Annotated in this window: 18 protein-coding genes; 9 read left to right on the top strand and 9 right to left on the bottom strand. The window is 63.2% G+C overall.

All coding sequences use genetic code 11. The features are described 5' to 3' along the window. Positions 1–14 precede the first annotated feature (14 nt). Entirely contained in the window at positions 15–770 is a 756-nt protein-coding gene (gene truA / locus ACWGTO_RS14110; protein ID WP_454575424.1) for a tRNA pseudouridine(38-40) synthase TruA, read from the top strand. 98 nt (positions 771–868) lie between these two features. Here truA and ACWGTO_RS14105 read toward each other — a convergent pair whose 3' ends face one another. After that, the gene (locus ACWGTO_RS14105; protein ID WP_454575423.1) at positions 869–1,474 is read right to left on the bottom strand and encodes a transporter; all 606 of its coding nucleotides are present in this window, start codon (positions 1,472–1,474) and stop codon (positions 869–871) included. Between the two features lie 2 nt (positions 1,475–1,476). Continuing rightward, positions 1,477–2,670: a succinyl-diaminopimelate desuccinylase gene (dapE, locus tag ACWGTO_RS14100; RefSeq protein ID WP_454575422.1), complete on the bottom strand. Its 1,194-nt coding sequence runs from the start codon at positions 2,668–2,670 to the stop codon at positions 1,477–1,479. Positions 2,671–2,785: 115 nt separating this feature from the next. Here dapE and ACWGTO_RS14095 point away from each other — a divergent pair, with 115 nt between their 5' ends. Next, complete coding sequence (locus tag ACWGTO_RS14095; protein ID WP_454575421.1) at positions 2,786–3,799, top strand: 2-dehydropantoate 2-reductase; 1,014 nt, start codon at positions 2,786–2,788, stop codon at positions 3,797–3,799. A 17-nt stretch (positions 3,800–3,816) separates the two neighbouring features. Here the strand turns inward: ACWGTO_RS14095 and ACWGTO_RS14090 are convergent, their stop codons facing one another. The 4 genes from ACWGTO_RS14090 to dapD all read right to left on the bottom strand — a co-directional run bounded on the left by ACWGTO_RS14090 (position 3,817) and on the right by dapD (position 6,261). Then, a complete protein-coding gene (locus tag ACWGTO_RS14090; RefSeq protein ID WP_454575420.1) occupies positions 3,817–4,587 on the bottom strand; it encodes a hypothetical protein in 771 nt (256 codons plus the stop codon). A 20-nt stretch (positions 4,588–4,607) separates the two neighbouring features. After that, entirely contained in the window at positions 4,608–4,994 is a 387-nt protein-coding gene (locus tag ACWGTO_RS14085) for a DUF805 domain-containing protein (protein WP_454575419.1), read from the bottom strand. Further along, complete coding sequence (locus ACWGTO_RS14080; RefSeq protein ID WP_454575418.1) at positions 4,972–5,334, bottom strand: DUF805 domain-containing protein; 363 nt, start codon at positions 5,332–5,334, stop codon at positions 4,972–4,974. The genes ACWGTO_RS14085 and ACWGTO_RS14080 overlap by 23 nt, the downstream gene beginning before the upstream one ends. Positions 5,335–5,406: 72 nt before the next feature. Continuing rightward, positions 5,407–6,261 carry a 2,3,4,5-tetrahydropyridine-2,6-dicarboxylate N-succinyltransferase gene (dapD, locus tag ACWGTO_RS14075; protein ID WP_454575417.1) on the bottom strand — a complete coding sequence of 285 codons (855 nt, stop codon included), beginning with the start codon at positions 6,259–6,261 and terminating at the stop codon, positions 5,407–5,409. A 145-nt stretch (positions 6,262–6,406) separates the two neighbouring features. Here dapD and ACWGTO_RS14070 point away from each other — a divergent pair, with 145 nt between their 5' ends. Then, positions 6,407–7,246 (top strand): LOG family protein, encoded by an 840-nt coding sequence (locus ACWGTO_RS14070; protein WP_454575416.1) that lies wholly within the window; start codon positions 6,407–6,409, stop codon positions 7,244–7,246. A 31-nt stretch (positions 7,247–7,277) separates the two neighbouring features. Here ACWGTO_RS14070 and ACWGTO_RS14065 read toward each other — a convergent pair whose 3' ends face one another. Continuing rightward, on the bottom strand, positions 7,278–7,985 hold the full coding sequence (locus ACWGTO_RS14065) for a pyrimidine 5'-nucleotidase (protein WP_454575415.1): 708 nt from the start codon (positions 7,983–7,985) through the stop codon (positions 7,278–7,280). Between the two features lie 175 nt (positions 7,986–8,160). Between ACWGTO_RS14065 and ACWGTO_RS14060 the strand changes: the two genes are divergently transcribed. The 3 genes from ACWGTO_RS14060 (at position 8,161) to ACWGTO_RS14050 (ending at position 10,705) form a co-directional block, all read left to right on the top strand. Further along, complete coding sequence (locus ACWGTO_RS14060) at positions 8,161–8,922, top strand: GGDEF domain-containing protein (RefSeq protein ID WP_454575414.1); 762 nt, start codon at positions 8,161–8,163, stop codon at positions 8,920–8,922. 176 nt (positions 8,923–9,098) lie between these two features. Further along, positions 9,099–9,269, top strand: a complete 171-nt coding sequence (locus tag ACWGTO_RS14055; RefSeq protein WP_454575413.1) for a hypothetical protein — start codon at positions 9,099–9,101, stop codon at positions 9,267–9,269. Beyond that, positions 9,266–10,705, top strand: a complete 1,440-nt coding sequence (locus tag ACWGTO_RS14050; protein WP_454575412.1) for a GMC oxidoreductase — start codon at positions 9,266–9,268, stop codon at positions 10,703–10,705. Before ACWGTO_RS14055 ends, ACWGTO_RS14050 begins: the two co-directional genes overlap by 4 nt. Before the next feature lie 199 nt (positions 10,706–10,904). Here the strand turns inward: ACWGTO_RS14050 and ACWGTO_RS14045 are convergent, their stop codons facing one another. Further along, entirely contained in the window at positions 10,905–11,072 is a 168-nt protein-coding gene (locus ACWGTO_RS14045; protein WP_185970491.1) for a hypothetical protein, read from the bottom strand. A gap of 93 nt (positions 11,073–11,165) precedes the next feature. On the opposite strand from ACWGTO_RS14045, the gene ACWGTO_RS14040 reads away from it, so the two are divergent. Continuing rightward, entirely contained in the window at positions 11,166–11,654 is a 489-nt protein-coding gene (locus ACWGTO_RS14040; protein ID WP_454575411.1) for a MarR family winged helix-turn-helix transcriptional regulator, read from the top strand. Positions 11,655–11,669: 15 nt separating this feature from the next. On the opposite strand, the gene phhA is transcribed toward ACWGTO_RS14040, so the two are convergent. Further along, positions 11,670–12,506 carry a phenylalanine 4-monooxygenase gene (phhA, locus tag ACWGTO_RS14035; protein ID WP_454575410.1) on the bottom strand — a complete coding sequence of 279 codons (837 nt, stop codon included), beginning with the start codon at positions 12,504–12,506 and terminating at the stop codon, positions 11,670–11,672. Between the two features lie 138 nt (positions 12,507–12,644). Here phhA and ACWGTO_RS14030 point away from each other — a divergent pair, with 138 nt between their 5' ends. Both ACWGTO_RS14030 and bchE read left to right on the top strand, forming a co-directional pair. Then, entirely contained in the window at positions 12,645–13,121 is a 477-nt protein-coding gene (locus ACWGTO_RS14030; RefSeq protein ID WP_112392922.1) for an Lrp/AsnC family transcriptional regulator, read from the top strand. 112 nt (positions 13,122–13,233) lie between these two features. Then, positions 13,234–14,781 (top strand): magnesium-protoporphyrin IX monomethyl ester anaerobic oxidative cyclase, encoded by a 1,548-nt coding sequence (gene bchE / locus ACWGTO_RS14025; RefSeq protein WP_454575409.1) that lies wholly within the window; start codon positions 13,234–13,236, stop codon positions 14,779–14,781. Positions 14,782–14,826 lie beyond the last annotated feature (45 nt).

Below are 14,826 nucleotides of genomic sequence, written 5' to 3'. Positions count from 1 at the left end.
CGTGTCGATAGCCTATGCCGCGTTTTCGTCTCGACATCGAATATGACGGCAGCCTCTTCGCCGGCTGGCAACACCAGGCGGATCAGCCTTCGGTGCAGCAGGCGATAGAGCAGGCGATCGAGAAATTCAGCGGCGAGGCGGTGCGGTTGCGCGCCGCCGGCCGCACCGACGCCGGCGTGCATGCGACCGCCCAGGTAGCGCATGTCGACCTCAACAAGGCGTGGCCAAACGACAAGGTACGTGACGCCATCAACGCGCATCTGCAGGCGGCGGGCGCGCACGTCGCCATCTTGCAGGCGAGGGTTGTCTCAGACGAGTTCGACGCCCGCTTCTCGGCCACCGGACGGCACTATCTCTACCGCATCCTCAATCGGCGCGCGCCGGCTGCGATGGAAAAGGGCAAGGTCTGGTGGGTGCCGAAGCGGCTCGATGCGGACGCCATGCACGACGCGGCGAAAGTCCTGCTCGGCCGACATGACTTTACCACCTTCCGTTCGACGCAGTGCCAAGCCAACAGTCCGGTGCGCACTTTGGAGCAGCTCGACGTGAGTCGCCAGGGCGACCTGATCGAGGTCAGGGCCTCGGCGCGCTCGTTTCTGCACAACCAGGTGCGCTCCATGGTCGGCTCGCTGAAGCGCGTCGGCGACGGCGGCTGGACCGCTGCCGATCTCAAGGCAGCGCTCGATGCGCAGGACCGCGCCGCCTGCGGCCAGGTGGCGCCGCCCGATGGGCTGTTTCTCGTCGGTGTCGATTACCCCGATGGGTCCTAGAGCAAGTCCAGGAAAAGTGTGAAGCGGTTTTCCGTCCGGAATTGCGTCAAAACAAGGAGGTAGAGCAGTTCGCCGTTTCCACGAAACGATGAACTGCTCTAGGCCGGCGGGGTGGTCGGTAAAGTGATGCCGAGCAGCGCCACCAGGCCGAACAAGACGGCCAGAGACACCACCAACATGCCTGCGAACACGGCGCTGCCGACAGCCGCGCCCTTGCCGATCGCGGCGTTGGTCATCCGCCAGGTGAGTACCAGCGACAGCACCACCAGAACCAGCCACACCAATTCGGCGACTGGGTTGCCGGACGGCAGAAAAAGCCTGATCAACGCCGATGGCAGCAGCATCCAGGCGGTGATGGCCGACGCCCAATTGCTGGCGACGACGTAGTGGACGAAGCGGTCGCCTATGCCGGCTCGCGACGCGACCAGGGCAAGCGCAACCAGTGGCAGCAGCCACGAACCGAGGTCGACGGTTGCCAGGCGGATCAACATGCCCAGCCGCCCGGCGAACGCATTGGGATCGCCGATCTCGTTGGCCGTGCCGACCCAGCCGACGATCATCGCCGGTGCGGCGACGACGATGGCGAAGAAGGAATTCCAGAAGCCGTCGGCCGACAGGTCGAGCAGCCGCAATCCGTCGGTCTTGCCGAGCATCAGCCGCCAGGCGCCGATAAGCGATGAAGAGGTCTCGTCAACCGAAAGCATGATCAGCCCTGCTCGAACCAGTCGTCGATGAAGCGCTGGTAGATCTGGGTCAGCGTTTCGAGATCGGCCAGTGTGACGCGTTCATCGACCATATGCATGGTCTTCCCGACCAGTCCGAACTCGACCACCGGGCAATAATCCTTGATGAAACGGGCGTCCGAGGTGCCGCCGGAGGTGGAGAGCGCCGGCTCCCTGCCGACCGCCGCCTTGATCGAGCCGCGCAGCGTGTCGATCAGCTTGTCGTCGCGTGTCAGGAAGACATGGCTCGGCCGGTCGCGCCAGACCAGCTCATAGTCGACAGGGCTCTTCTTGCCGGTCCGGTATTTCTTGCGCTTGGCCGCCTGGTCGAGGCGGTTGTGGATCTCGGCCTGCACCGTCTCGGCCGTCCAGCTGTCGTTGAAGCGGATGTTGAAGGTGGCTGTCGCCTTGGCCGGAATGACATTGGTCGCCGGGTTGCCGACATCGATCGAGGTCACCTCCAGATTGGTCGGCTGGAAATCCTTCGTGCCCTTGTCGAAGACGGGGTGGAGCAAGGCCTCGACCAGGCTCATCAGACCGCGCACCGGATTGTCGGCAAGCAAGGGATAGGCGACATGGCCCTGGCGGCCGTTGACGGTGACGCTGCCCGACATCGAGCCACGCCGGCCGATCTTGATCATGTCGCCGAGCGCGTCCGGGTTGGTCGGCTCGCCGACGATCGAGGCGTCCCATTTCTCGCCTTTGGCCGCCGCCCAGTCGAGCAGTTTTGTCGTGCCGTTGATGGCCGGGCCCTCTTCGTCACCGGTAATCAGCAGCGAGACCGAGCCCTTCGGGCCGCCCTTGTTTTCGACATGGCGCGCCACCGCGGCGATGAAACAGGCGATGCCGCCCTTCATGTCGACGGCGCCGCGGCCGAACATCTCGCCCTTGGCGATTTCGGCGGCGAAGGGCGGGTGTGTCCACGAGGCCTCGTCACCCACAGGCACCACGTCGGTATGGCCGGCAAACATCAGATGCGGCCCATTGCCGGAGCGGCGCGCGTAAAGGTTCTCGATATCGGGCGTGCCGTCTTCGGAAAACACCGGGCGTTCGACGGAAAAGCCAAGCGGCTTCAGCATGCCTTCCAGCGCGGCCAGCGCACCGCCCTCATCGGGTGTTACGGAAGCGCAGCGTATGAGGGTCGCGAGGTTAGCGGCGGGATCGGTCGGCAGGTTCATGGGCAAAGCGATAATCGAAAGCGAAAGGCCTGTCACGGCCAGAGATGATGACCGGTCCCGTCGCCGACATTATGGTTTTCATGTCGTATAGTGCAGGCCAACACGGGACCATCGCTTGGCCAATGCCGAAAAGACCATCGTCATTGCCGGCGCCGGCAGCATCGGCTGCTATGTCGGCGGCTGCCTGGCGCTGGCCGGACGCAAGGTGGTGTTTTTGGCGCGGCCGCGCATCGCGGAGGCCTTGCTGGGCGGTGGGCTGCGCGTCACCGACCTCGACGGTCGCGACCGATCCATCAAGCCGATGTCCGTCACTGCCGATCCGGCCGCCGCCCTGGCCAGCGCCGACGTGGTGCTGGTGACGGTCAAGAACGGCGCCACCGAGGAGATGGCGGCGCTTATTGCCACACACGCTCGCGGCGATGTGATGGTGGTCAGCCTGCAGAACGGCGTCGGCAATGCCGACCGGCTGCGCGCCGGGCTGGGCCCTCGGCCGGTGCTGGCCGGCATGGTTCCGTTCAATGTCGTCCAGTCGGCCGAAGGCAACGTGCCGCTTCACGTGCATCGCGCCAGCGACGGCAAGGTGCTGATCGAGGACGGTATGGCCGGCCTTGCCGGCCTTCTCGATGTCGAAGGCCTTGCCGTCGAAACCGATGCCGACATCAAGGCGGTGCAGTGGGGCAAGCTGCTGATTAACCTCAACAATGCGCTCGTCGCGCTGTCCGGCCTGCCGCTGGCGACAGAACTTGCCGATCACCGCTGGCGGCTGATCCTGGCCGGCCAGATCGACGAGGCGCTGGCGGCGATGAAGGCATCACACACCGCTCCGGCGCGGATCGGCGGCCTGCGCCCCGGCCTGCTGCCGAAACTGCTCCGGCTGCCGGACTGGCTGTTCCAGCTGGTGGCCCGGCGCATGCTCGCCGTCGACCCGCAGGCGCGCTCGTCCATGTGGGACGACCTCCAGCGCGGCCGGCCAACCGAAATAGGCGAGCTGCAGGGAACGGTCCTGGGCCTCGCCGAAAAGGCCGGCACGGCGGCGCCGTTGCTGAGGCGGGTCACCGCGCTGGTTCGGCAGGCCGAGCGGGAAAAGCGCGGATCGCCCGGCCTGACGCCGGAAGCTGTCACCGGATAGGCTACTCGCCGCGAGCGTCAGGCCTTTGGTGCGCGCCTCGGAGCCGGCGCCTTGCTCGCCGGGCCTGGCGCCGGCAGTGGCTGCGCCGCCGGATGGTTTTCGATCAGCGTGATCTTCTGCCAGATCTTGCGCGACAGGTTGGATGCCAGGTTCTCGACGTCGTTGACACCGTCGATGACGACGTCGTCATTGACCGACTGCGCGAACAGCGCTGCGATCTTGCCGGTGATCGACAGCATTTCCGAGCAATAGTCGAGGTAGCGCGCCAGGTCCGCGGCATTGGTGATACGCGCCGGCGAATGCGCTGTCGGCCTGAAATTGGCAGACAATGCTGCCGGATCCTTGGTCAGCTGGTGCATGTCGATGACATGGATCAGCGACCTCAACCCATGCAGCTGGCGGAACACCCGCTTGCGCTTGATGCGCTCCTCGGTGCGGATCAGCGCCAGCAGGCCGAGCACGGCAAGGATGATCATGTTGATCGTGGCTTCGATGCCTTGCACCGACTGCACCGCGTCGTCTGCCTGCGAGATATGGATGAGCGGCAGGATGGTGCCGACGAACAGGAAGATCAGCGCGCCGGCGGCAACGGCTGCGACGATGGCGCCGCGCAGCCACCAGATCGGCGCTTCGAGAGCCTGCGCCGCCTTGGCCAGATCGCGCGACAGCGACACCAGTTCGGCGGCAACGCCGCGCAGGCCGGCGTCGGGAAAACGCTCGGCGACGCGTCCTTCCAGCCGCTCGGCGGTGTCGATGATCAGTTTCGGATCAAGCGTGCGGTAGCGCATGGCGAGATATCCGGTCGCCCTCAGGATTGTGCGGGAGAATTGGTATGCCGGCCGTAGCGATTGGGTCCGGGATCACTTCTGAAGCAGGCTAGAATGAGAAGAAGAATCGGGCCGATGATGAGAGAGATCAACGCGTAGTAGGTCGGCTTGCCGAAATCATGGAAGCGCTTCGCCGTCACAGCGAAGCTCGACCAGGTCGAAATCAGCAGCACGGTCCAGAACACAATTGCCCACACCTGGCTATTTGCGGTGCCGGGCTCCAGTCTGGCAAACTGGTAGAGCGGGAAAAACTGGGCAAGCAGCAAAAGCAGGCCGGCCAGCGCATACGCACTGGGGCTGACGCGGCCTGAGGTTTTGAAGAAAAGCCAAATGAGGTCTGTTTTTTCAGGCAAGCGGATCCGGTCCATATTGATTGGCGCCTCGAGTGCCTTCGAGGATGCCGCATTCTACGAGGAACCAGATCGCACCAATTAAAGGCACAAACAGGATCAGGGACCACCAGCCCGACTTGTTGCGATCATGCCAGCGCTTGGCATAAACCGCGAGGGCGAAATAGATCGACGCCAGCGAAACGATGATTCCGATAATACCGATTTCGCCGCCACCGCCGAGATCCATGCGTGTGCCCAGGATCGAATCCAGGATCAAGGCGATGATGCCGATCACGAAAAAAACACCGATCGCCGCCCAGAACTTGGCGCGATTGATGCGGCCGTCAAAGCTGGTCAGAAGGTATTTCCAGTCCATGTCACCCCTCCATGCTGAATCGGCGCGACGGAATGTCGCGCCGGCGGAAGGTGCGTCCGTTTGCAGAAAAGATCAATCGCGCAGCAATTCGTTGATCGAGGTCTTGGAGCGGGTCTTGGCGTCGACGCGCTTGACGATGACGGCGCAGTAGAGGCCGGGACCCGGCTCGTTGTTCGGGAAGGCCTTGCCTGGCATCGAGCCGGCGACGACGACGGAATTGGCCGGCACTTCGCCGTAAAACACCTCGCCGGTTGCGCGGTCGACGATCTTGGTCGACTGGCCGATGAAGACGCCCATGCCGAGCACCGAGCCCTCGCGCACGATGCAGCCCTCGACCACTTCCGAGCGCGCGCCGATGAAGCAATTGTCCTCGATGATGGTCGGGCCGGCCTGCATCGGCTCCAGCACGCCGCCAATGCCGACGCCGCCCGACAGGTGCACGTTCTTGCCGATCTGGGCGCAGGAGCCGACCGACGCCCAGGTGTCGACCATGGTGCCGCTATCGACATAGGCGCCGACATTGACGAAGGACGGCATCAGCACCGCGCCGGGCGCGACATAGGCCGAGCGGCGCACGATCGACGACGGTACGGCGCGGAAGCCGGCGTTCTCGAAATCGACCGCGCTCCAGCCGTCGAACTTCGATTGCACCTTGTCCCACCACACCGCCTGGCCGGGACCACCCTTGATGATCTCCATCGGATAGAGGCGGAACGACAAGAGCACGGCCTTCTTCAGCCACTGGTTGACATGCCACTTGCCGTCGGCCTGGCGTTCGGCGACGCGCACCGTGCCGCGGTCGAGCAGGTCGAGCGAGGACTGGATGGCGTCGCGCGTTTCGCCGCGGGTCGCGGTCGAAATCGTGTCGCGCTCCTCGAAGGCCTTCTCGATGGTCTTTTCGAGGCTTGCCAGATCAGGCTTCGACATGAATTCGCTCCGTTACCACGCTGTTAAGGCCATCGCCTTAACCTTGTTTTGAAAATCGCGCGGACCCTATGTTAAGGCGTATAGGGGGTCAATCGCACGTGCGCCATGGGACGGCGCAACTGAACTGTTGGGACGGGTAAAGCATATGACTCCTATGGAAAAGGCGGGGTGGACGCCGCTGCCGCATTCGGACGAGGATCTGGAACGCTCGAAAAGCGTGCCCGATACGCCGCAGACGCGCGCCGACACCTACCGTCTCGCCTGGAACGATCCCGATTTCATGACGCGTCGCGAATTGCGCGCGGTGCGCTTGCAGCTGGAACTCTTGAAGCCCGAAATGATCCTGGCCGAACGCGGCATCAGCTCGACGGTGATCCTGTTCGGCGGCGCACGCATTCCCGAACCCGGGGGCGAGGCCTGGGCGGCCAAGAACGAGACGCAGAAGAAGAACCTCGAGCAAAACAGCAAATATTATGAGGAGGCGCGCAAGTTCGCCCGCCTCTGCTCGCAGCAGTCGGCCACGTCCTATTACCGCGAATTCGTCGTCGTCACCGGCGGCGGGCCAGGCGTCATGGAAGCCGGCAATCGCGGCGCCGACGATGTTGGCGCGCCGTCGATCGGCCTCAACATTGTCCTGCCGCACGAGCAGGCGCCGAACGCCTATGTGACGCCGGAGCTGTGCTTCAACTTCCACTATTTCGCCATCCGCAAGATGCACTTCGTCATGCGCGCCAAGGCCGTCGCTGTGTTTCCGGGCGGCTTCGGCACCATGGATGAGTTTTTCGAGACGCTGACGCTGATCCAGACCGGGCGCATGGAGCGCGTCCCGGTGATCCTGTTCGGCAAGGCGTTCTGGAAAAGGGCGATCGATCTCGATTTCCTGGCGGAACAGGGCACCATCACGCCCGGTGACCAGGACATAATCGACTTCGTCGACACCGCCGACGAGGCCTGGGGCATCGTCAGCCGCTTCTACAACCTGTAGAGCGGGTCCCGTCCGCTGCCGGCTGATCGTCTCAGGCCGTAACTTCGACGATCGCGGTCAGGAATGTGGCGAGATCGTCGGTGACGAAATCGACATCGTCCTCATTGGCCGGGTCGCGTTCCCAGATCTCGGCGAAGGTCGGCTCGAAATTGCGCGGCACCACCAGCACCGTGGTCATGCCAAGCGATTTCGGCACCGCCAGATTGCGGGCGAGATCCTCGAACATCACTGCATTGTGGCCGGTGACGGCGTGCAGTTCGGCAAACTTCTCGTAGGTCTGGCGCGACGGCTTCGGCGTCAGCCCGGCGGCGACAATGTCGAATATGTCGTCGAAATGGTCGAGTATGCCGAGTTGGCGCGCGGTCCGCTCGGCATGCTTGCGATCGCCATTGGTAAAGATGAATTTGCGCCCGGGAAGCTGGCGGATGGCGGTTCCGAGCACCGGATCGGGCACCAGCCACGAATAGTCGATGTCGTGCACCTTTTCGAGGAAGTCGTCGGGGTCGATGCCGTGGCGGGTCATCAGCCCGTTCAGCGTCGTGCCATATTCCAGATAGAGTTCCTTCTGCAGCTTGCGGGCCTCGTCACGCGGCAATGTCAGCAATTCTCCGACATAGGCCGTCATCTTGACGTCGATCTGCGAAAACAGATTCGAATGGTGCGGATAAAGCGTGTTGTCGAGGTCGAACACCCAGTCGGTGACATGGGCGAAGCGGGCGGGATCGGGCGACGTGGTCATGGCGTCCTTATGGCACGAAATATCTGCCGTTCGAACCACTTTCTGATGTCTGGCTTATCCACAACCTAGATGCATCTAGAGTTGTAAAAATGGGCTCTCCATTCAAATTTTAACCATCCCCGAAAGGTGGCCTTCAGGGCTTGCTGGCACAGAGACGGTTCAGTGGGAGCCAGCGATGAGTCGCATAGTTTTGAAGTCCGCCGCCGTTGCGTTCGGCTCGGTAGCCGTCTCGCTTTTGCTGACGCTGATTATCGTTCCCGCCATGGGTTTTCCGGTCAGTCGCACCATCTGGCTGACATCGACCGTGTGCCCGCTGGCGCTCGCCTGGATCGCCTGCGCCAGCTCCTTCTGGCAGAGCGACCGGCTGCAAGGCGCGCATCGCGACCTTGCCCGCGCGCATGCCCAGCTCGCCGCCGCGCACCGGCGCCTGTCGGAGAAGGCGAGCCGCGACGACATGACCGGGATGCTTAACCGCGAGAGCTTCTTTGCCGCCCTCGACGGTTCGCGGCGCAAATCCGATCGCGGCGCGCTGTTGATCATCGACGCCGACCATTTCAAGGCGATCAACGACAGTTTTGGCCATCTGACCGGCGACGACGCGCTGCTGCTGATCGCCAGCGCCATCGAGCGCGGCGTGCGCAGCGGGGACGTCCTTGGCCGCATCGGCGGCGAGGAGTTCGGCGCCTTCCTGGTCGGCGCCACCGGCGCGGAAGCCAGGCGCGTCGCCGAGCGCATCCGCAGGGAAGTCGAGCTGATCCGCTTCCGCCCGGTCGACGAGCGGACGGTGCCGCTGACCGTCAGCATTGGCGGCATCACTTGCGGTGAGGACGCCAATGTTTCGGAACTGATGCGCGCTGCCGACCTCCGGCTTTATGAGGCCAAGCACCGTGGCCGCAATTTGTCGATCCTGGACCGGGACATTTCCGAGGCCGCCTGAGGCTCCCGCCCATACTTGCCAAGGATTTGCTGACATTGTTGCAGCGCAACCGCGCCGTTTACCCGGTTGTAAGCCGTTTACCGATAGGACTGGCACGGAAATGGCCTGTCTGGCCGGCACGTGTGCCGTTCAGGGAACGCCATGCGTGGATCGAAGCCCCCATCGAGAGACGTGTCATGAGCTTCTTCATCAAGAAAATATCGCGCCGCGCCATCGTGCAGGCGCTGATTGCGATGCCGGCGTTGCAGCTGTTTCGCAAGCTGCCTGACAGCGACCGCCCCCATGCCGACCCCGATGAGATCGTCGAGGTCAATGGCTGGATCCTGAAGCGGAGCGACCTGGCATGATCTTCGACAGCTATGAGGCGTATCGCGCCTCGGAGTTCAAGCCGAAGGTCTGCATTCTCGGCTCCGGGCCTGCCGGCACCACCATTGCCAGGAAGCTTGGCGCCGCCGGCATCCCGGTCGTGGTGCTGGAAGCCGGCTCACGCGAATTCAGCGACGAGTCGCAGGATTTCTACCGCGGCACCACCGTCGGCGATCCCTATTTCGACCTCGACATCACCCGGTTGCGGTTCATGGGCGGGTCGTCGAACCACTGGGCCGGCTGGTGCCGGGTGCTCGACAAGCAGGATTTCGAACCCAAGGCGTGGGCGCCGGACACGGGCTGGCCGATCAGCCGCGCCGACATCGAGCCCTATCTGTCCGAGGTGCATGACATACTCGACCTTCCGGACTTCCGGCCAGATGTGCCGATTTCGGACGACATACGCTGGATACAGCTGATCAAGAGCCCGGCCGTGCGCTTTGGCGAGAAATTTGCCGATGAGCTCGACAAGAGCAAGGCCATCGCCGTCGTGCTCAACACCTATGCCACCGAACTTGCAGGTGACGGCAAGCGAGTGACTGGCGCCAGGCTGTGGTCGAACGGCCAGGATGCCGGCGCCTTCAGCGCCGATTATTTCATCGTCTGCACCGGCGGGCTGGAGAACTCACGACTGCTTCTATGGTCGAACCAGCGCTCGAACGGGGGCGTGGTGCCGAACGCCACGGCGCTTGGCCGTTACTGGATGGAACACCCGACCTTCGAGGGCGGCAATGCCATCCTGGCCGATTACAGCGAGTTCGAGGTCGACGCCGTCAACGAGGCCTTCTTCTCGCCGACGCTTGCCGCCATGGAGCGGCTGCAGATCATGAATTTCGGCATCCGCCTGATCGAAACCCCTTATGCCGGGATCAAGAGTCTGATTGCCGACCTTGCCTGCACCGCGCCCGATGCTGCCGAGTGGGTAGCCTATCAGCTCAGCCAGAATCTGCGCTGTGCCGCCCAGCTCTATGTCGCCTGGGAACAGGCGCCGCTGGCTTCGAACCAGATCGAATTGTCGAAAACCGATGTCGACCATGCCGGCGTGCCGCGCATCGAGTTGCACTGGAAGAAGTCGCCGCTGGAGCGCCGCACCATTCTTGAGGGGCTCAAACTGTTCGGCAGGACGTTGATCGAGAAGAACCTCGGCCGCGTCCGCATCATGGACTGGCTTGCCAATGGCCAGGACTACCCGACCGATGAGGAACTGGCCGGCCACCACCATATGGGCGGCACCCGCATGGGCACGGATGTGACCAAAAGCGTGGTGGACGCCAACTGCAAGGTGCACGGCATGGACAATCTCTATATCGGCGGCTCCTCGGTGTTCTGCACCTCGGGCGAATGCAACCCGACGACGACGATCACTGCCCTTGCCTGCCGGCTTGGTAGTCATTTGAGCAAGGTCGTCACAGTGTGACGCGGTCCCGGTTTGACCTAGTCACCACCATCTGACCGCCAAAAGCGGACAGCGCCGGCAGGATTGCTGTCGGCGCCGCCCTGGCTCCTTTGGGTGGATTCAGATCTGGACCGGAGCGTGATTCCGAAACCGGTTTTCGGAAGGGTCACGCTCCAGCCGAAGGTAAGCGTCATCCCGATTCATCGGGATGGAACAGCCTCTAAAGGCCGTAGACGGCGACGCGCACCAGCACAGCCGCGGCCGCCAGTGCCACCAGCAGGATGCCGAGGCCGATAGGCGAGCCCCAGCCATACCATTTCATCGCCATCTCGGCATATTTGTACTCTTCCTCGTGGGAGAGCGGCGCGCGTTGTTGAATCAAGCTCATTTTTCACTCCTTGTCGGCGGCAGGCCTTGCTATGTCCGGGCCGTTGCCGCATATTGATGCAATGGTCTAAATGTTAGACGGATTGATAGTTAGATGATAGAAATAAATTCGTCAACCCAGAATCGCGAGGACATGACGACGGCCATCGGCCTGGCCATCATGCAGTGGCAGGACGCCACACAGGCCTATGACGAAGCGGTGGGGGCAAGGCTCGGGCTGAACATGGCCGAACGCCATTGCATCGGGCTGCTCTATGGCGGCCCGCAATCGGCCGGCGCCGTTGCGATAGCGACCGGCCTGACGCCGGCTGCCGTGACCGCGCTGATCGACCGGCTGGAAGCGCGCGGGCTTTTGACGCGCACCCGCAGCCTGGAGGACAGGCGCAAGGTGGTGATCGAGGCGACCGAGACGACACGCGAACTGTCGGCGCGTTACTACGGCGCCATCGCGCGGGAAGGCGAGAAAGTCGTCGCCGCCTTCAGCGACGCGGAACTGGCCACAATATCGCGCTTCGTCCACGCCGCACTTGAGCTGCAGCGCGACCAGCTGGCCCGGCTGAAGGCCGAGGGGCAGAACGCCTGAGAGCGGTTCCGGGGGTTAGACTGTCGCCGGGTCGAGCGCGGCTTGATCCTTGCGACGCGCCACGATCGCCTTGAAATCGGCGGTCCGGAACGCATCGCGCAACACGTCGAACGACGGCAGCACGAAATAGGCGCGCTGGAACTTGTCGATCTCGTAGCCGGTGCGCATCACCGTCTCCAGGTCGAAGGGCACGTGATGTGCGTCCTTGCTGTCGGCGGCAAACTGCAATTCGGTGAAGGACGACATCAGCCCGGCGCCGAACGCCTTCAAGGGGTGGCCCTTCTCTTGCATCAGTCCGTATTCGGCGGTGTACCAGTAAAGGCGGGTGATCATCTCGTCGCCGCCCAGCGCAATCACGCTCTCGGCCTTCTCGCCATACATCTGCATGAAATCGGCGAACACCGGCTGCGTCAGAATGGGCACATGGCCGAAGAAGTCGTGGAACATGTCCGGCTCGACGATGTAGTCGAGCTCGTCCTTGGTGCGCAGCCAGTTTGTTACCGGAAAGCGCCGGTTGGCGAGATGGTCGAAGAAGGGCGCAGCCGGAATGAGGCCGGGAACGGCGACGATCTCCCAGCCGGTCAGCTTGCGCAGCCTGTCTGAGACCGCGTCGAAATCCGGGATCTTGTCGAGCAGGCCGAGCGTGGCGACGCCATCGAGATAGGAATGGTGGGCCAGTTTCTGCGTCAGCTTGGTCTGGCGGTCGCACAGCGTGCGCCACACCGCCTGCTCCTCGGCGCTGTAATCATAGCCTTGCGCCACGGTGAAATCGGAACGGCAAACCGAATAGTCGCCGCGCAACCCTTGCGCCGCGCAATCGCGGGCATATTCGGCAACGCTCATCGTCGTCATGGCTCTTCTCCCTGCAAATCATTAACGGCTGACGTGCCTGAAGGCTAACCCGGTTTTCCGAGGCAAATCGGTTTTGATGATGGCTCAGACAGATATTTCGAGATAACATCCCTCAATAACTGTCTCAGAGGAGTGAAAATGCCTCAGTTCGATGATTTCGAGATCAAGATGCTGGATGTGCTGCAGCGTGACGGGCGCAAGCCCGTCTCCGAACTGGCGCAGGAAATCGGCCTGTCGACGACGCCGTGCGCGCGCCGCTTCGAGGCGCTGCAGGAGGCCGGCATCATCAAGGGGTTCGCCGCCGTGCTCAGCCGCCGCGCCGTCGGCCTGATGGTCGAGGTGTTCATCGAGGTACGGCTGGTCAGCCACAGCGATGGTTCGCCCGAAACCTTCATCGCCGCCGTGCAGCGCATGGACGAAGTGTCGTCCTGCTGGACGATGACCGGCGACCACGATTTCCTGCTGCATGTCATGGTGCCTTCGGTCGACGAACTCAATGCCTTCGTCATGCACCGGCTGATGCGGCTTTCGGGTGTGCGCGACGTCCACACACAACTGGTGCTGCAGAACATCAAGGGCCCGGGCCACGTGCCGCTCGCCCATCTTAGGCGGTAAGGCTCGGCATCGCCATTTCTGCGGAAAAGCTGCACGCAAACTGCTGAACGGAGCCCAATTCCAGGTCTGAAACACCGGCTACGCCATGCGGACCGACTTGCAGAGGTCCGTCATGAACATCGTCCTGATCAATCCGCCGCACACCGCCATCGGCAGCCGCGTCCCCGACGACCATCTGCCACCGCTCGGCCTGCTTGCAATCGGCGGGCCGCTCATCGATGCCGGCCATGCGGTGCGGCTGGTCGATGCCGAGTTCGGGCCGATGCCGTTGGACACGCTGGTACGCGATGCTCTAGGCGCTCAGCCCGACTGCATCCTGATCGGCCATTCCGGCTCGACCTCGGCACATCCGACGGCACTCATCATTGCCCGCATGGTCAAGGCGCTCGAGCCGGCGACGCTGGTAATCTATGGCGGCGTGTTCCCGACCTATCATTGGCGCGACATACTGGCGGCCACGGATGTTTTCGACTTCATCGTGCGCGGCGAGGGCGAGGCGACCATTGTCGCTCTCATCGAGGCGCTGGATAATCGCCGCCCGCTGGCAGATGTCGCAGGCATCGCCTATCGCGACGATCTCGGCCGTCCCTTCGCCACGCGGCCGGCCGGCACAATCGCCAACCTCGACGATTATCGCGTCGGCTGGGAGCTGATCGATCACCGCCGCTACAGCTATTGGGGCGGCAAGCGCGCGGTGGTCATGCAGTTTTCGCGCGGCTGCCCGCATCTGTGCAATTATTGCGGCCAGCGCGGCTTCTGGACCCGCTGGCGGCACCGCGATCCAGTCAAATTCGCCAGGGAGATTGCCTGGCTGCACCGCGAGCACGGCGTCGAACTGATCAACCTCGCCGACGAGAACCCGACGGTGTCGAAGAAAGCGTGGCGCGCCTTTCTGGACGCCTTGATTGCCGAGAATGTGCCGGTGCTGATCGTGGGCTCGACCCGCGCCGACGACATCGTGCGCGACGCCGACATTATGCACCTCTACCGAAAGGCGGGCGTCATCCGCTGGCTGCTCGGCATGGAAAACACCGACGAGGAAACGCTGTCCCTGATCCGCAAGGGCGGTAGCACAAGGTCCGACCGCGAGGCGATCCGTCTGCTGAGGCAGCATGGCATATTGTCGATGGCCACCTGGGTGGCCGGCTTCGAGGACGAGACTTTTCGCGATTTGTGGCGCGGTTTCCGCCAGCTGCTTGCCTATGACCCCGACCAGATCCAGGCGCTTTACGTCACCCCGCACCGCTGGACGCCGTTCTTCCGCATCGCCCAGGACCGCAAGGTGATCCAGACCGACGCCCGGCTATGGGACTACAAGCACCAGGTGCTGCAGATGACGCGGCTGAAACCGTGGATGCTGTTCTTCTCGGTCAAGCTGATCGAGGTCGCGGTGCAGTCCCGGCCGAGGGCATTGGCGCGCATTCTCTTCCATCCCGATCCCGAACAGCGACACTCGATGCGCTGGTACACGCAGATGGGCCGCCGCGTCTGGTTCCGCGAGGTCTGGGGCTTTCTGGCCCTGGATCGCCGCCTCAAGGACGGCCCGACGCTGGCCGAATTCTGGGGCGCGCCGCAGGACCAGGAAGAGGAATCGATGGTCGTCATGCGGCCGCCTCGCAAGGCGGCCGAAACGGCCGCCGCGATCTCGCCCGGCGCCTGACGGGTTCAGTTGCCATCACAAATATACGTTGCGTATATGTATTGA

It is taken from the genome of Mesorhizobium sp. PL10 (genome assembly GCF_053714315.1).
Note: the sequence above shows the minus strand (reverse complement) of the source record. Positions and strands in the feature narration are given on the sequence as shown.

What these genes read in the sequence shown, in the direction of transcription:
- truA (WP_454575424.1), top strand. Translation starts at nt 15, where the DNA reads ATGCCGCGTTTTCGTCTCGACATCGAATATGACGGCAGCCTCTTCGCC.
- ACWGTO_RS14105 (WP_454575423.1), bottom strand. Translation starts at nt 1,474, where the DNA reads ATGCTTTCGGTTGACGAGACCTCTTCATCGCTTATCGGCGCCTGGCGG.
- dapE (WP_454575422.1), bottom strand. Translation starts at nt 2,670, where the DNA reads ATGAACCTGCCGACCGATCCCGCCGCTAACCTCGCGACCCTCATACGC.
- ACWGTO_RS14090 (WP_454575420.1), bottom strand. Translation starts at nt 4,587, where the DNA reads ATGCGCTACCGCACGCTTGATCCGAAACTGATCATCGACACCGCCGAG.
- ACWGTO_RS14085 (WP_454575419.1), bottom strand. Translation starts at nt 4,994, where the DNA reads ATGGACCGGATCCGCTTGCCTGAAAAAACAGACCTCATTTGGCTTTTC.
- ACWGTO_RS14080 (WP_454575418.1), bottom strand. Translation starts at nt 5,334, where the DNA reads ATGGACTGGAAATACCTTCTGACCAGCTTTGACGGCCGCATCAATCGC.
- dapD (WP_454575417.1), bottom strand. Translation starts at nt 6,261, where the DNA reads ATGTCGAAGCCTGATCTGGCAAGCCTCGAAAAGACCATCGAGAAGGCC.
- ACWGTO_RS14070 (WP_454575416.1), top strand. Translation starts at nt 6,407, where the DNA reads ATGACTCCTATGGAAAAGGCGGGGTGGACGCCGCTGCCGCATTCGGAC.
- ACWGTO_RS14065 (WP_454575415.1), bottom strand. Translation starts at nt 7,985, where the DNA reads ATGACCACGTCGCCCGATCCCGCCCGCTTCGCCCATGTCACCGACTGG.
- ACWGTO_RS14060 (WP_454575414.1), top strand. Translation starts at nt 8,161, where the DNA reads ATGAGTCGCATAGTTTTGAAGTCCGCCGCCGTTGCGTTCGGCTCGGTA.
- ACWGTO_RS14055 (WP_454575413.1), top strand. Translation starts at nt 9,099, where the DNA reads ATGAGCTTCTTCATCAAGAAAATATCGCGCCGCGCCATCGTGCAGGCG.
- ACWGTO_RS14050 (WP_454575412.1), top strand. Translation starts at nt 9,266, where the DNA reads ATGATCTTCGACAGCTATGAGGCGTATCGCGCCTCGGAGTTCAAGCCG.
- ACWGTO_RS14045 (WP_185970491.1), bottom strand. Translation starts at nt 11,072, where the DNA reads ATGAGCTTGATTCAACAACGCGCGCCGCTCTCCCACGAGGAAGAGTAC.
- ACWGTO_RS14040 (WP_454575411.1), top strand. Translation starts at nt 11,166, where the DNA reads ATGATAGAAATAAATTCGTCAACCCAGAATCGCGAGGACATGACGACG.
- phhA (WP_454575410.1), bottom strand. Translation starts at nt 12,506, where the DNA reads ATGACGACGATGAGCGTTGCCGAATATGCCCGCGATTGCGCGGCGCAA.
- ACWGTO_RS14030 (WP_112392922.1), top strand. Translation starts at nt 12,645, where the DNA reads ATGCCTCAGTTCGATGATTTCGAGATCAAGATGCTGGATGTGCTGCAG.
- bchE (WP_454575409.1), top strand. Translation starts at nt 13,234, where the DNA reads ATGAACATCGTCCTGATCAATCCGCCGCACACCGCCATCGGCAGCCGC.